General features: G+C 61.9%; 14 protein-coding genes. 1 reads left to right on the top strand and 13 read right to left on the bottom strand.

Annotated elements, in window-relative coordinates; translation table 11 throughout:
* Nucleotides 1-20 precede the first annotated feature (20 nt).
* Genes BZ163_RS24205 through BZ163_RS24160 form a run of 10 tightly spaced genes read right to left on the bottom strand, consistent with a single transcriptional unit; the run spans nt 21 to nt 7,865 of the window.
* Entirely contained in the window at nt 21-446 is a 426-nt protein-coding gene (locus BZ163_RS24205) for a thioesterase family protein (RefSeq protein WP_128872913.1), read from the bottom strand.
* Nucleotides 439-1,983 carry a histidine ammonia-lyase gene (hutH, locus tag BZ163_RS24200; RefSeq protein ID WP_128872912.1) on the bottom strand — a complete coding sequence of 515 codons (1,545 nt, stop codon included), beginning with the start codon at nt 1,981-1,983 and terminating at the stop codon, nt 439-441. The genes BZ163_RS24205 and hutH overlap by 8 nt, the downstream gene beginning before the upstream one ends.
* The gene (locus BZ163_RS24195) at nt 1,964-2,905 is read right to left on the bottom strand and encodes a glycosyl transferase (RefSeq protein ID WP_128872911.1); all 942 of its coding nucleotides are present in this window, start codon (nt 2,903-2,905) and stop codon (nt 1,964-1,966) included. The genes hutH and BZ163_RS24195 overlap by 20 nt, the downstream gene beginning before the upstream one ends.
* Nucleotides 2,902-3,636 (bottom strand): glycosyltransferase family 2 protein, encoded by a 735-nt coding sequence (locus BZ163_RS24190; RefSeq protein WP_128872910.1) that lies wholly within the window; start codon nt 3,634-3,636, stop codon nt 2,902-2,904. The genes BZ163_RS24195 and BZ163_RS24190 overlap by 4 nt, the downstream gene beginning before the upstream one ends.
* Nucleotides 3,629-5,311, bottom strand: a complete 1,683-nt coding sequence (locus tag BZ163_RS24185) for an acyl-CoA synthetase family protein (protein WP_128872909.1) — start codon at nt 5,309-5,311, stop codon at nt 3,629-3,631. The genes BZ163_RS24190 and BZ163_RS24185 overlap by 8 nt, the downstream gene beginning before the upstream one ends.
* Nucleotides 5,308-5,853 (bottom strand): hypothetical protein, encoded by a 546-nt coding sequence (locus BZ163_RS24180; RefSeq protein ID WP_128872908.1) that lies wholly within the window; start codon nt 5,851-5,853, stop codon nt 5,308-5,310. Before BZ163_RS24180 ends, BZ163_RS24185 begins: the two co-directional genes overlap by 4 nt.
* Nucleotides 5,850-6,104: an acyl carrier protein gene (locus BZ163_RS24175; protein WP_128872907.1), complete on the bottom strand. Its 255-nt coding sequence runs from the start codon at nt 6,102-6,104 to the stop codon at nt 5,850-5,852. The genes BZ163_RS24180 and BZ163_RS24175 overlap by 4 nt, the downstream gene beginning before the upstream one ends.
* A gap of 9 nt (nt 6,105-6,113) precedes the next feature.
* A complete protein-coding gene (locus BZ163_RS24170; RefSeq protein ID WP_128872906.1) occupies nt 6,114-6,374 on the bottom strand; it encodes a phosphopantetheine-binding protein in 261 nt (86 codons plus the stop codon).
* The gene (locus tag BZ163_RS24165) at nt 6,355-7,164 is read right to left on the bottom strand and encodes a 1-acyl-sn-glycerol-3-phosphate acyltransferase (RefSeq protein WP_128872905.1); all 810 of its coding nucleotides are present in this window, start codon (nt 7,162-7,164) and stop codon (nt 6,355-6,357) included. Before BZ163_RS24165 ends, BZ163_RS24170 begins: the two co-directional genes overlap by 20 nt.
* Nucleotides 7,140-7,865: a beta-ketoacyl synthase chain length factor gene (locus tag BZ163_RS24160; protein WP_128872904.1), complete on the bottom strand. Its 726-nt coding sequence runs from the start codon at nt 7,863-7,865 to the stop codon at nt 7,140-7,142. Before BZ163_RS24160 ends, BZ163_RS24165 begins: the two co-directional genes overlap by 25 nt.
* Nucleotides 7,866-8,216: 351 nt before the next feature.
* Between BZ163_RS24160 and BZ163_RS24155 the strand changes: the two genes are divergently transcribed.
* On the top strand, nt 8,217-8,987 hold the full coding sequence (locus BZ163_RS24155; protein WP_128872903.1) for a ParA family protein: 771 nt from the start codon (nt 8,217-8,219) through the stop codon (nt 8,985-8,987).
* A gap of 140 nt (nt 8,988-9,127) precedes the next feature.
* Here BZ163_RS24155 and trxC read toward each other — a convergent pair whose 3' ends face one another.
* The 3 genes from trxC to mscK all read right to left on the bottom strand — a co-directional run bounded on the left by trxC (nt 9,128) and on the right by mscK (nt 14,520).
* On the bottom strand, nt 9,128-9,562 hold the full coding sequence (gene trxC, locus BZ163_RS24150; protein ID WP_128872902.1) for a thioredoxin TrxC: 435 nt from the start codon (nt 9,560-9,562) through the stop codon (nt 9,128-9,130).
* A gap of 95 nt (nt 9,563-9,657) precedes the next feature.
* Nucleotides 9,658-11,121 (bottom strand): protein adenylyltransferase SelO, encoded by a 1,464-nt coding sequence (gene selO / locus BZ163_RS24145; protein WP_128872901.1) that lies wholly within the window; start codon nt 11,119-11,121, stop codon nt 9,658-9,660.
* Between the two features lie 48 nt (nt 11,122-11,169).
* The gene (gene mscK / locus BZ163_RS24140) at nt 11,170-14,520 is read right to left on the bottom strand and encodes a mechanosensitive channel MscK (RefSeq protein ID WP_128872900.1); all 3,351 of its coding nucleotides are present in this window, start codon (nt 14,518-14,520) and stop codon (nt 11,170-11,172) included.
* Nucleotides 14,521-14,533 lie beyond the last annotated feature (13 nt).

Raw genomic sequence — 14,533 nt, 5'->3', positions numbered from 1 at the left:
GGGGGCGGGGTGGCAGTCAATCATGGCAGGGCCCTCTCTACGGCGTCGGTGAAGACCTTGGGCGAAGCCAATTGCATTTCACGGCTGCCCATGTCGACGGCAACCTGCACGGAACTGGCACGGGTCAGGCGTTCGCCGGTGTGCAGATCGCTGATCAGGTAGCTGATCTTCAGACGGTTCTCCCATTCCACCAGGTTGGCCCGCACATTCAGCTTCTGACCGAACACGGCGCCGCGCACATAGCGCAACTGCAAGTCGATCACCGGCCAGGCGTAACCCGAGGCAACCATGGCGTCGTAGTTGTGGCCGATCCTGTCCAGCAGCGCACAGCGGGCGACTTCCAGGTATTTGACGTAATGGCCGTGCCAGACGACGTTCATGGTGTCGACGTCAAAGAACGGCACCAGGATTTCCGTATCGGCATGAAGCACGCCCTTGCTACGCATGCAGCCTCCAGTGTTGTTCGGCAATACGTTTCAGGCACAGGCGCAATTCGCCCTCCAGGGCACGGTCTTCGATGACCGGCGCAAAGTCCTTGGCCAGTGCCTCGTGCATGGCGGCCAGGGCGGGTGGCAAGGGCCGCGCATCTTCAGCCATGCCGCGCAGCCAGACGCCCTGATTGGCCGCCAGCAGCGTGGCGGCGGCGACCTGTTCGGTCAGTTCCAGCACGCGGATCGCGTCCCGGGCGGCAATGGTACCCATGCTGACCTTGTCCTGGTTGTGGCATTCGGTGGAGCGCGAGAAGACGCTGGCCGGCATGGTGTTTTTCAGCGCTTCGGCCGTCCAGGCGCTGGTGCCGATCTGCACCGCCTTGAACCCGTGGTTGAGCATCGCCCGGTCGGCGGTGGCGCCGGACAGGTTGCTCGGCAAGCCGTGGTTGTAACGCTCGTCCACCAGCAGGGCGAGTTGACGGTCAAGCAGGTCGGCGACGTTGGCCACCAGGTTTTTCAGGCTGTCCATGGCGAACGCGATGTGGCCGCCATAGAAGTGCCCGCCGTGCAGCACACGTTCGGCTTCGGCGTCGATGATCGGGTTGTCGTTGGCGCTATTGAGCTCGATCTCGATAAACGAGCGCAGCCAGTTCAGGCTGTCCGCCAAGACGCCGAGGACGTGGGGCGCGCAACGCAGGGAATAACGGTCCTGCAGGCGATGCAACGGCGCGGTCGGTGCGTCGATCGCCAGGTCTTTGCGCAGCCAGGCGGCGACTTGCATCTGCCCCGGGTGCGGCTTGGCGGCGAACAGGCGCTCGTCGAAATGCTCCGGGTTGCCTTGCAGCGCGACCACGTTCAGCGCGGTGATGCGGGTCGCCAGTTGCAGCAGGTAATCGGCGCGGGCAAAGGCCAGGCACGCCAGGCCGGTCATGACCGCGGTGCCGTTCATCAGCGCCAGGGCTTCTTTCGGGCGCAGTACCAGCGGTTGCCAACCGAGTTCGCGGTGCACGTCGGCGGCTTGTCGGCGTTCACCTTGGAACAGCACTTCGCGCTCGCCGGACAGGGTCGCGGCCACATAGGACAGCGGCGTCAGATCACCGCTGGCGCCCACCGAGCCCTCTTCCGGGATCAGCGGCAGGATGTCGTGTTCGAGGAAGGCGTGCAGGCGTTCCAGCAGTTCTACGCGAACCCCGGAAACACCTTGGCATAGCGACTGCAGCCGCGCTGCGAGCACCGCGCGCGTAGCCTGGGCGTCGAGCAGCTTGCCCAGGCCGCAGCCGTGGAAGGTGTACAGATGACGGGGCAGGGCCTCGACGTGATGCAGCGGCACCGCGACCACGCAGGAATCGCCGTAACCGGTGGTCACGCCGTAGATCACGCCTTCCTTGTCCAGCAGGGAGTCGAGGAATCGCGCACCCTTGGCGATACGCTCGCGGAACGCGGGGTCGCCTTGCAACTGCGTCGGCACCTGACGGTTGGCCAGGGCCAGCACGTCTTCGATGCGCAGAGGGAGTTCGCCGAAGGTTACCGGCTCAAGCGTTGACGTCGTCATCGGTCTTCCAGAAAGGGTAGAAATTGAACCATTGTTGGGGCGCTTGCAGGCAATAGTGACCCAGGCGTTCGGCGTAGCGGGTCGCCCACTGATGAATGACCTGCTCGCGGTCGCTGCGCTTCCACACCACGGCTTCGGTGAACGGTTCGAGGGTCACCCGATATTGGCCCGTCGGCTTTTTCAGGCACATCAGCAGATTGATCGGGCATTTGAGCAAACCGGCCAGCAACCACGGGCCCTGAGGGAACGCGGCTTGTTGACCGAGAAAATCCACGGTCACGCTGCGCCCGCCGTGCAGCGGCACGCGGTCGCCGGCGATCGCCAGCCACTCGCCGCGCTCCAGGCGTTCATGCAGTTGCAACATGATGACCGGGTCGAGTTCACTGACCTGAATCAGCCGCAGGTTGGTCGCACCCGCTTCACCCAGCAGGCGATTGAATTGCTCGGCGTGCTTGGTGTGCACCAGTACGTTCATGGTGACCTTCTCGCCGATCTCCGCCAGTGCGCGGCAGACCTCGAGGTTGCCCAGGTGCGCACCCACCAGCATCTGCCCGCGTGTGCCGCGCAATTGATTGCGCAGCAGCGCCGGGTCGATGATTTCGATCTGCTCGATGCTCAGCTTGCCATTCCACACATCGAGTTTGTCGAGCATGGAATCGGCGAACGCCATGAACTGGCCGAACACTCGCCAATGGGTCGGGCGCAATTCGCTGCGACCGCTCCAGTCGGCGAGCCGTTGCTGGTATTGCCAGGCACTGTGGCGGGCGCTGCGACCGAACACAAAAAAGTACAGGACAATGCCGTACAGCAGCGGGCTCAGCAGTCGGCGGCCAAGCACCCTGGCGCCGAACGCCGTGAGCTTCATCAACCAGAAACTGCCGCGCTCCTGGCGGTCGGCCCAGTGTTGTCGGTCTGCGCTCATGCTCGCCACCGCCGCCAGAGGATCACCGGGGCCCGCCATAACATGCCGAAGAACAGGCGGGTGTGCATGCTCGTGATCAGCACGTTGTCGCGGAACATGCGGAAATGCGAGACGCCGTCCAGCGGGTAGTGAACCCGGGTTTGCAGCCACTGCATCGGCTGGTTGCGCCAGGCCAGGCGCACCAGGATGTCCGAGTCGAAGTCCATGCGCTTGCCAATTTTGGCGGAGTCGATCAGTGCCAGGGTCGGCGCCAACGGATAGAGGCGAAAACCGCACATGGAATCGCGGATCTGCAACGACAAGGTGTTGATCCAGACCATGACGTGAGTCAGGTAGCGGGCGTACAAACGACCTTTGGGCACGCTGGCATCGTACTTTGGATAACCGCAGATCACCGCCTCGGGGTGCTGGCGCGATTGTTCGATGAAGGTTGCGACGTCCTGCAGGTCGTGCTGGCCGTCGGCATCGACCTGCAAGGCATGGCTGAAACCCAGGCGCGCCGCTTCGCGCAAGCCGGTCATGACGGCGGCGCCCTTGCCCTGGTTGGAGGCCAGGCGGATCAGGAACACGTTGTCGCGCCGGGCCAGTCGATCCAATACCGCGGCGCAGGCCTTATCGCTGGCGTCGTCCACCAGCAGGCACGGCAAGCCGCTGGCGAGCACGGCATCGACCACCGTGGTGATGGCGGTTTCGTGGTTGTAGACCGGGATGACGGCGCAGGGGTTATGCATCCGCTGAGGCCTCCAGCAATATCCGCCCGCTGGAACAGGTCGCGGTTTCATTGCGATAGGCGAAATACAGCTTGCCACGTGCCGGGTCAAAGCGCAGGTGCAGTTGGATTTCATCCCCCGGGCGCACCAGTTGCTGGAATTTCAGCACTTCCATGCCGGCGAATTTTGCCGGCAGGTCCATCAATCGCTGACCCAGCATCAGCGCCCATTCCACCTGCACCACGCCGGGCAATACCGGGGCCTGGGGGAAATGACCACTGAAGTAGGCGAGGTCCGGTGGCACCGCCAGTTGCAGGCTCCATTCGCCATCGACTTCGAGCTGCTCCAGCACCTCTGGCGCCTTTGGACGCGGCGCCAGCAGCAGGGCTTCAACGTCGGCCTGAGGCAGTTTGCCTTGGGCGTTCAGCGGCAGTTGCCGCAGCAGGCGCCAACGGCGTGGCAGGGCGAGGGCTTCGCAATGCAGGCTCAGATGCTCACGCAATACTTGCGTGAGGGTGCGGCGGCCCTGATTGCGCAAGGCATGCAAGCCCAGTTCGCTCAGCACCGCCAGCACGCCCAATGACGCACGATTTTCCTGAACCACGCCAAGGCGCGCTTCGGCCACCCACTCGTGCTCCGTCAACGCCTGTTCCAGCATCGGCAGCGAGATACGTTTTTCTTCCAGTTTGACGATCCGGTCCAGTCGCCCGAGCAATTCGAAACGGCCATCGGCTGCGATTCGTGCGGCGTCCGCGGTGTGTTCGATATGGTCGGGCGGCAAGTAGGGCGAGGCAACGAGCAGCGCACCGTCGCTGTCCTGGCTCAACTCGATGCCGGCGAAGGGCTGCCAGAAATCCTGTCCCTGGCGCCAGGCAATGCCGCCGGTTTCCGAGCTGCCGAAGATTTCCGTCGGCCATTGGCTCAGGCGGTCGTGCAGGCGTTGAGCCGCCTCGGCCGGTAACGCACCGCCGGAGGAAAACACCCGTCGAACCGCACTCATGGCCGGCCAGTCGAGATTGTCACCCATGCGCTTGAGCAGAGCCGGGCTGGCGACCCAGGCGAACGCCGAGTGTTCACGGCTGGCGCGCTGCACATCTTCCGGAAACGCCAGTTGCTTGCGCACGAACGAGCGCCCGGCGCACAACGGCCACAACACCCGGAACAGCAGGCCGTAGATGTGCTGGGTGGCAACGCTGCCGATGAGGCAGGCCTCACCCAGGTCGGCGCCCCACAGGCGCTCCAGCGCTTCGACTTCATTGGCCAGCTGGCGCAGGCTTTTGTCGATGCGCTTGGGTTCACCGCTGGAACCGGATGTGCACAAACTCAGCTGGCAGCGATCCAGATCCAGCGTGGCGGCGCTCAGTGGCAAATGCCGATAATCACTCAGGTGCGCATCGTCGGCCTGATCGGTCAGCCACAGATCGACTTCCGCTGACCAACGCTGGCGAGTCTGGGCCTGCAAGTCGGCAGGCAGCAGCACGCTGACCCCGGCACGCCAGGCGCCGAGCAGGGTGATCGCCAGGTCGGCGGCGTCTTCCAGGTGCACGGCAATGCGCTGCACACCCAGGGCCTGCAGGCCGGCGGCCAGGCTCAATGCCTGCGCGCACAGTTGCGCGTGATTCAGCGCCGGCCCTGCCGTCACGGCACGTTCCGGCTGAGCCTTGAGCAACAGGTGCTCAAGTTTTGTCCAATTCATGAGTGGCCTCGTACCCGTTGTCGAATGAGCCATTCAATGGCAAACAGCAGGCCCATCAATCCGTAGGAAATCAGACCGGTGTACAACATCCACCAACTCAGCGGCGCCCAGAGGGTCAGGGCGGCGGCCAGCAAACCGTTACAGAGGAAGAACACACTCCAGGCGATCGTCACCTGGCGGGTATAGACAATCGCCCTGGCCGGCAGTTGCGGTTCGCGCATGCGCGCCAGCCGTTCGACCATCGGCGGGCCGTATTTCAGGCTCAAGCCAAATAGCCCGAGCATGAACGCGCTGATCAGTACCGGGTACCAGCGCAGCAACAGCGGGCTGTCCGACAGCGCCAGCAGCAGGCAAAAAGCGATCGCGCCAATCGCCATCCACAGGCTGCCTGGCTTGCGCGCACCGAGCAGGGCCCGGGCCAGCCACAGGCCGCCCAGCAGCAGACCGAACTGCCACGGGGCAAAATGCTCCATGCCGAAATACACCGCAAAGGGGTACAGCAGGCCCGCCAGCAGCAGGCCAAGGCCGATCAATCGACTCATGCGGCTGGATGAACCAGACGGTAGACCGCCTCGACCACGTCGCTGACGGTACGCACCGATTTGAATTCTTCTGCGGCGATTTTCTTGCCGGTCTGGCGTTTGATGTGATCGATCAGGTCGACTGCGTCGATGCTGTCGATTTCCAGGTCCTGATACAGGTTGGATTCGAGGCTCACACGCTCGGGGTCCAACTCGAAGAGTTCGACCATGGCATCGCGCAGGGTGTTGAAAATGTCGTCACGAGTTTGCATGGTCCGGTCTCAAGCTGCCTGTTTTGCAGTGACGAACGCCGCAAGGCTCGCCACGTTGCTGAAATGATTGCGCGTGTCCTTGGCGTCGGCGTCGATCTTGATGCCGTACTTTTTCTGAATGGCCAGGCCGAGCTCCAGGGCGTCGACCGAATCCAGGCCCAGGCCTTCGCCGAATAGCGTCTGGTCATCGCCGATGTCGTCGGCGCTGATGTCTTCAAGGCCGAGGGCATCGATGATCAGTTCTTTGATTTCACGGTGTAGTTCGCTCATCTTCGGCGAGCTCCTTGATATAGTAATGATGCAGATAATCGTTGAGCTTGCGCGACGCCTGAGGAGCAGGGCCCAGCGCAGCGAAGGCTTGTGGGTCTATATCGGCCCCGACACGGAAACTGAAGTGCACGCGACGTTTGGGGATCCGATACCAGGGCTCGGCCTTGGTCAATGTGGTGGGGCTGACCTTGATGATCACCGGGGTGAGGATTTTCGCACCGCGCAGTGCGATCGCCGCGGCACCCCGATGAAAGGCAGGCGCGTGGCCTGGCCGGGTGCGCGTGCCTTCGGGAAAGATGATCAGGGTCTGGCCACCTTTCAGCGCATCGGCAGCGGCATCGAGCATGTCCATACTGCCATCGTTGCTGATGTATTCAGTGCGACGCAGCGGATCGCGGGTAAAGGGGTTCTCCCAGAGGCTTTGCTTGACCACGCAGTTGGCATGGCGCACCAGACCGATCAGGAACACGACATCGATCAGCGACGGGTGATTGGCGATGATCATCTGCCCCGGTCGACCGAGCTTTTCAGCCCCCTGGATGTCGTAGGTCAGCACGCCGGTGCGGGCCATGAACCGGACGAAAAACCAGAAACAGCGACTGACGGTTTGCCGCGCCCGCAACCGATGCGTCTGGGCATCGCCCGGCAGGCAGCTCAGCAGCGGGAAAATCACCAGGCGCAGGCACACCCCGCCCAACCCGAACAGGGTGAAGCTTGCGGCGGTAGCCAGCAGACGCCAGTAATAGGCGTCGCGGTTTTTATCTGTTACAGGTTGCGTTGCCAGGTCCATACACGATTTTTCCAGGCATGTTGGCAGGTAGTCTGCTGGCCAAGCAGGGTACGCAAGAGATCCAGGGCATGGGGCCAGCGAGCTTTGGACAACTCATCCGGGTTGCTGTTCAGGGACAGCTGCCAGTCATTGCCCGGGGTGATCAGCAGGCCGACCGCATAAGGGAACGGCACATCGTCGATCCAGGTGGAATAGGCTTCGGGTGGCTGCTCTTCGGTGACCACCAGCAGAACTGCCGTCGCGCCTTCGGCGAGCAATGCCGCGGCCTCTAGCATGCCGTGTTCAAGGCCGTCGCCGGCTGCCGCGAGGGCCGTCATCTCACTGGTTTCGCCACGCATGATCGACCACAGGCCGATGACCGCGTTGTGCACCGACAGGCTGAATTGGGTAGGGGACAGCGGTTGCCCGGCGGCCAGTTCGCTGAGGATTTCAAAGGTGCGCGGGGTTTCGCCATGGCGGGAAATAAAGACCAGCGGTAAGTCCTGACGCCCCTCGGCCAATGGCCAGCCCACACTGAATGCCATTCGCGCCAGGCGGCTGAGTCGCCGGCGCTGCATGGCCGGTAAAAAAGAGACGTCGGGAGCGGCATCGCTGCCCTGGAGCACGACCGGTTGTCGGCACCAGGCTTGCCAATCGTCCACGCTATCGAGCCCAGGGGCCCACGCGCGCCATTGGGCGATGTTGAAGTTGATCACAGACATTCATCCCGCCCCTGCGGGCTTTCCTTGACGCGGTGAGTCGCAAATACAGCGACAGACGCTACGTGGCGCTTTGCGCCGAGTGGCGCGCATTATCGCGGCGCGGCGAGCCCGTAGCAAATGCTGGTTACATTTTGCTCAACAGCAGCGGTGACTACGCTTCGAGCCTTCGAATGCCCATTATCCATATTGCACCTGCGATGTCTGTCGGCTCATTTTTCGATCAACGGATGACTTTTCGGCTTTTTCATCAAGAGATCGCCCCTGACTGTGTAGTCCCTTTGCTGGCGAGGTAGCTAAGCAGCGCCGCGGACTACTACACTCGGTCATTCTTTGATACACGGAGGTCTTTACATGCGGCGCGTGGTGTTCAATCAGAAAGGTGGCGTAGGCAAATCGAGCATTGCCTGCAATCTGGCAGCGGTCAGCGCCAGCGAGGGTTATCGCACCTTATTGGTGGATCTCGATGCCCAGGCCAACTCCACCCAGTACCTGACAGGGCTCACCGGCAATGACATCCCGATGGGCATTGCCGATTTCTTCAAGCAGACGCTGTCTTCGGGGCCGTTCTCGAAAAAAAGCCAGGTCGATATCTACGAGACCCCGTTCGACAACCTCCACGTCATCACCGCCACGGCCGAGCTGGCTGACTTGCAGCCCAAGCTTGAGGCCAAACACAAGATCAACAAGTTGCGTAAATTGCTCGATGAGCTGGACGGCGAATATGACCGCATCTATCTGGATACGCCGCCAGCGTTGAATTTTTATGCGGTTTCGGCATTGATCGCCGCTGACCGCGTGCTGATCCCCTTCGATTGCGACAGTTTCTCGCGTCAGGCGCTGTATGGTCTGCTGGCGGAGATCGAAGAGTTGAAGGATGACCACAACGAAGGCCTGGAGGTCGAAGGCATCGTCGTCAACCAGTTCCAGGCCCGTGCCAGCCTGCCCCAGCAAATACTCGACGAACTGATCGCCGAGGGGTTGCCGGTGCTGCCGGTGTATCTGGGTAGCTCGGTGCGGATGCGTGAGTCGCATCAGGCCAATACGCCGCTGATCCATCTCGATCCGCGGCACAAGCTGACCCAGCAGTTCGTCGATTTGCACAACCTTCTCGAAAACACCTGATGACCCATGTGGGAGCGGGCTTGCTCCGGGCGGCGTTCCGACGAATACGGTGTGTCAGTCACCATAGATGTCGACTGATAAACCGTATTCGCGAGCAAGCCCGCTCCCACAATTGATTCTTGGTGGCTATGACAGTGTGGTCAGATCCCCTGGCTGCGCAACCAGCTCATCAATTGCGGCAACGGGAAGGCCCCGCTCTGGCGCGCCACTTCCCGGCCGTTCTTGAATAGAATCAGACTTGGAATCGAGCGAATCCCCAACTGCGCCGACAACTGCTGATTCGCCTCGCTATCCAGTTTCGCCAACCGACACTTGCCTGCCAACTGACTGGCGGCCTGCTCGAACACCGGCGCAAACGACTTGCACGGCCCGCACCAGTCCGCCCACACATCCACCAGCAGCGGCAGGTCACCCTTGATCTGACTGGCGTAATCGCCTTGTTTCAACTCGAACGGTTTGGCCAACAGGACCTCGGCCTTGCAACGGCCGCATTTTGGACGGTCGTTGAGGCGTTCTGCGGGGATACGGTTGAGGCCGTTGCAGTGGGGGCAGGGGATGAGGACTGGTTCAGACATGGTCGGCTCTTCAAAATTGGCAGGCAATGCGCTGGATCTGGAGGCAAAGATATCGTTTATCAAGACAGATGGTGTCTGTCGGTACCTTGTCATCCTCAGGACGAGCAACTGATCTCCAGATGCTTGCCCCACTCCGGTGGTCGCTCGGCGTAGCGCTCCATTCCAGGTTGTTCCTCGAACGGATTGCTCAGCACCGCATGCAGGCGACGAACCTCTGAATAGTCACCGCTATCCGCCGCATCAATGGCTTTCTGTGCCAGGTAGTTACGCAGGATGTAGAGCGGATTGACGGCGTGCATCCGTTTGCGGCGTTGTTCCTGGTCAGCCTCGCCTTCACGCGTCACCCGGGCGATGTACAGCTCACCCCAGGCATCAAAACCCTTGATGTCGACGAAGTCGTCGCGCAAACGGGCGAGCGCCTGCTCCGGTGATTCATCCCCCAGGCGGCGGAAGAACAGGCTGTAATCGACGCCGCTGTTCTGCATCAGTTGCAGCAGCTGCTCCAGCAATTTCTGGTCATCTTCCTCGGCAGTGGTGAAGCCCAGGCGACGGCGCATCAGGTCCAGGTAGTGGGCCTGGTACAGCGGCAGGTACAGGCCGAGGGTTTCGCGCAGGGCCTCGACGCTGATGAATGGCGTCAGGGCCTGGGCCAGGGCGCTGAGGTTCCACTGGCCGATCGGCACCTGGTTGCTGAAGGAATAACGTCCCTGGTCATCGGAGTGGTTGCAGATGAAGTGTGCGTCGAAGTCGTCGAGGAAAGCGAACGGGCCATAGTCGAAGGTGATGCCCAGGATCGACATGTTGTCGGTGTTCATCACCCCGTGGCAGAAGCCATAGGCTTGCCACTTGGCGATCAGTTCCGCGTTGCGCTCGACGATCTCGCGGAACATCGCCAGGTACGGTTCGGGTTGTTCCAGGCACTCGGGGAAGTGCATGGCCAGCACGTAGTCGCCGAGCTCTTTCTGCTTCTCCGGGCGCTTGGTGTAATAGAAATACTCGAAATGCCCGAAACGCACATGGCTCGGTGCCAGGCGCAGGACCATGGCCGCACGTTCCTGCTTCTCGCGCCAGACCGGGGTGTCGGAGCCGATCACGCACAGCGCGCGGGTGGTCGCAATGTTCAGGGCATGCAGCGCTTCGGAGGCGAGAAATTCGCGGATCGATGAACGCAGCACCGCGCGTCCGTCGCCCATGCGCGAAAAGGGTGTCTGGCCAGCACCCTTGAGGTGCAGGTCCCAATGCTCGCCGGCCTCGTTGTACACCTCGCCCAGCAATAAGCCGCGCCCGTCGCCCAACTGGGGATTGTAGGAACCGAACTGATGACCGGAATAGACCATTGCCCTCGGAACCGCGTCGGCCCAGAGCTTGTGGCCGCTGAACAGCTCGGCGAACTCCGGGGTTTCGGCCTCGGCCGGGTCGAGGTCGAGCAGGGCCATGGCGGCGGGGCTGGCCACCACCAGGCGCGGATTGTCGATGGGCTCGGGCAGCACATGGGCGGAAAACGTATCGCCCAGGCGGGCGAAACGGTTATCGAAGGTCAGTTCGTCGAGGGCTTTCAAGGGCCTTCTCCAGCAGAATGTCCGAGCATTCTGCTAGGGATAGGCCGGTTAGTCGAGCTTGGCGGCCGGCGGCGCTTGAGGCACTTGATCTTCGACCTTGGGCACAATGGTTTTGGCTTCCGGATCGACCGGCACCATCCTGTATTCCTGACCCTGGATGTTCTTGAGGTAAACCTCCATCTGCCGGAACGAAATGTTGATGTGCTGCTTCTTGAATTCGCGGTTGATGAAGCGGTTGACCTCGTCGAGCACCGGGTTGCGGTCACCGAGGTCGCGCACGTGCATGCGCAACTCGTGGTCGAGGGTGCTTTCGCCGAAGTTCAGGAAGTACACATGGGGTTCAGGCTCTTTGAGCACCCGCGGATTTTCCCGTGCAGCCTTCAGTAGCAGCTCTTTCACCAGATCCAGATCCGAGCCGTAGTCCACCCCCAGCTTGAGGGTCACCCGGGTGATGGTGTCGGTCAGGGACCAGTTGATCAATTGCCCGGTGATGAACGTCTTGTTCGGGACGATGATGTCCTTGCGGTCGAAGTCGGTGATGGTCGTGGCGCGGATCCGAATCTTGCTCACCGTGCCCGACAGGTTGCCGATGGTGATCGTGTCGCCGATTCGCACCGGCCGTTCGAACAGGATCATGATCCCGGAGATGAAGTTGGCGAAGATCTCCTGCATGCCGAAACCGAGGCCCACCGAGAGTGCTGCCACCAGCCATTGCAATTTGTCCCAACTCACGCCGAGCGTGGACAGAGTCGAGACGAAACCGATACCGGCGATCACGTAGGAAAGCAATGTGGTGGTGGCATAGGCGCTGCCTTGGGCCAGGTTGAGCTTCGACAACACAAACACTTCCAGCAGACCCGGCAGGTTGCGTGCGAGGGCAAAGGTGATGCCGATGATGATCAGTGCGCCGAGCATGTCGCCGATGCTGATTGGTACCATGCTCATGTTGGCGCCGGTGCCGCTGGTGTATTCGTAGAGGGTGATGTTGTCCAGGTACGAGAACACCGAGATCAGGTCGGACCAGACCCAGTACAGGGCCGCCATGAACCCGCCGAGCAGCGCCAGACGGATCAGGCGCAGGGACTGTTCGTTGACCTTCTCGATGTCCAGGGCCGGCTCTTCGATCACTGCTTCGCCGTCACCTGCCTCTTTGGCGGCCTGGCGTTTGGCCAGGGCGCGCTGATAAGCCAGGCGTCGGGCTGCAACGCTGAGACCGCGGACGAAGGTGGCTTCGATCACCAGCCAGAACATCAGCAGGTAAAGGGTATTGATCAATCGGTCGCTGAGTTTCAGTGCGGTGTAGTAGTAGCCGAAGCACACCGCCACGAACAAGGCGATCGGCAGGGCGGTGAACAAGACAGCCACGGCCTTGCGGAACAGCGAGGCGTTTTCGTGGGTCGGGCTGCTGATCAGCAGGCGGCTGAGCAACCAGGCCATCAGGGCGTAGCAAGTCAGTACCACCGGCATGCCGAGCACGTCGTCAGCCAGCGCGGCCGGTTGCAGCTCGGCGACGGCCACCACCGCGACCAAGGCCATGACCACCAGCCCGAGTCGGCGAATCCAGCCCTGGAGGAATTCGACCTGGGGTTTTTCCCAACGGAAATGCAACTCGGCCACGCCGCCAGGTGCGAGGATCCGGTAGGCGGTGTAGAACACCAGCCAGGCCTGGGCCATCTGCAGCAGCGCCGCGCCCATGTTGGCGTTCTGCCCGCGCGCGTCGATCTGCAGGGCCAGGCCGCACAAGGCCAGGCCCAGGGCGACCGGCATGGCCAGCAGAATATTGATCAGGATCGCTTGAGGGGTGTGCCACTGGCTGTCGCGCTTGAAGTGGCCGATGTCCTGGTGAACCTTGTTCAACTTGGCGTACAAGCTCGTGCGCCGCCACAGCAGGGCGCCGATCAGCAGCGCCAGCGGCAGGAACAGCAGCGGCCGCTGGGTCAGGCCGTCGGTCAGTTCGCTCAGGCTCGAGGCCCACGGCAGGGTGGTGACCTGGCGTTGCAGGCGCTCCGGTACGGCGCGCATCCACTCAAAGTCCAACGGCTTGTTGCTGGGAATCCAGAACATCTGCTCGTCGAGGGTCGCCCGCAGGCTCTGGGCGGTGCTCAGCAGTTGCTTCTGATTGAGTTGCAGGGTGATGGATTCGTTGAGTACCGCGCTCAGTTCGCGGTTCAGTCGCTCCAGCAGGTCGGCGCGGGTGAGGGCCAGTTCCATCAGGCTCTTGCGCAGTTGCGGGGTGACTTGCTCGGGCGGCTGGGCCGCCAGCAGGTTATCAACGTAGGTCGCCGGATTGCTCAGCAGTTCCCGTTGCTGGCTGACCTCGAACTGATACAGGCGAATGTCGGCGATCTGATCGGCCAGGTCGCGGTCGACCTTGAGGTGCGGCAGGCTCTGTTTCTGCTTGTAGAGAATCTTGGAGAGCAGCAGGCTGCCCTTGAGCACGTTGATTTGCTCCTCCAGGGCCGAATCGCTCTGGGTCACGTTGTCCAGCTGCTGTTTGGTCTGCAGGTTCTGCTGGGTGACTTCGTTGAGGCGGTCGGTGCTTTTGAGCAGGTAGTCCGAGAGTTTCAGGTTGGCCGCACTTTCGGTGGCCAGCAGCACGCTGCCGCCGGATTTCTGCGCTTCGATGGACTGCTGGGTCACCGTCTCCTGGGACTGGGCCAGCCGTTTCTGGTTGATCAGGTTTTGCAGCTCCTGGATTTCCCTATCCAGACGGTCGGATTTCTCCGAGAGCAAGTCATGCTGGCTGTTGCCCAGGTCCTGCAGCTGACTGTTGCCGGCCAGTTCCTGGCGCCGCAGGGGGATCAGGGCATTGAGCGCCGCGAGTTCGGCATTGAGCTGGTCGCGTTGTTCGCCGCTCAAGGTCTTGCCGTTCTCTTTGCCGGCCTTGAGGATGTTGTTGATCTGCTGGATGCGCGTCTGGCTGGTAGAAATTTCCACCTGGGCGCGCTCGGGGCGGGTTTGGGCGGTATTGACCAGGCTGTTGGCGTCGCCCAGGGCCTTTTGCAGATCGCTTTGCTGGGTCGAGCGCTCGGTCAGCAATTGCTCAAGCTGCTGAATCGACTCCTTGGCGTAGCGCTGCGCCACCGGCACCACGCTGGTCGCCTTGAGGCGAGTCAGTTCCCGCTGATTCTCGATGTTCTGCTTGGGCGCAGTGGCCAGTTGTTGCTTGAGCTCGACCAGCTTCTGTTCGTAATCACGCTTGTTGGTGAGCTGTGTCAGCGTGCCTTGCAGAATGCTCTGCAGGGCCTTTTGGTCGGCCTCCGGCAGTTTGCGCTCGGCGATCTTGTCCAGGTTTGCCTGCACGGCTTCGCTGGACGGCGGCTCGGCCGCTTGCAACGTACCGATAGAAAGACTCAAGCCCAGCAGGGCCATGACGAAAAAGGAGCGCAGGGTTGGCATAGAGACCGATCGA

The sequence above is a fragment of the Pseudomonas sp. VI4.1 genome, from assembly GCF_002029345.1.
GTDB lineage: Bacteria > Pseudomonadota > Gammaproteobacteria > Pseudomonadales > Pseudomonadaceae > Aquipseudomonas.
The sequence above is the reverse complement of the archived record's forward strand: the minus strand, read 5'-3'. Positions and strand labels throughout refer to the sequence as shown.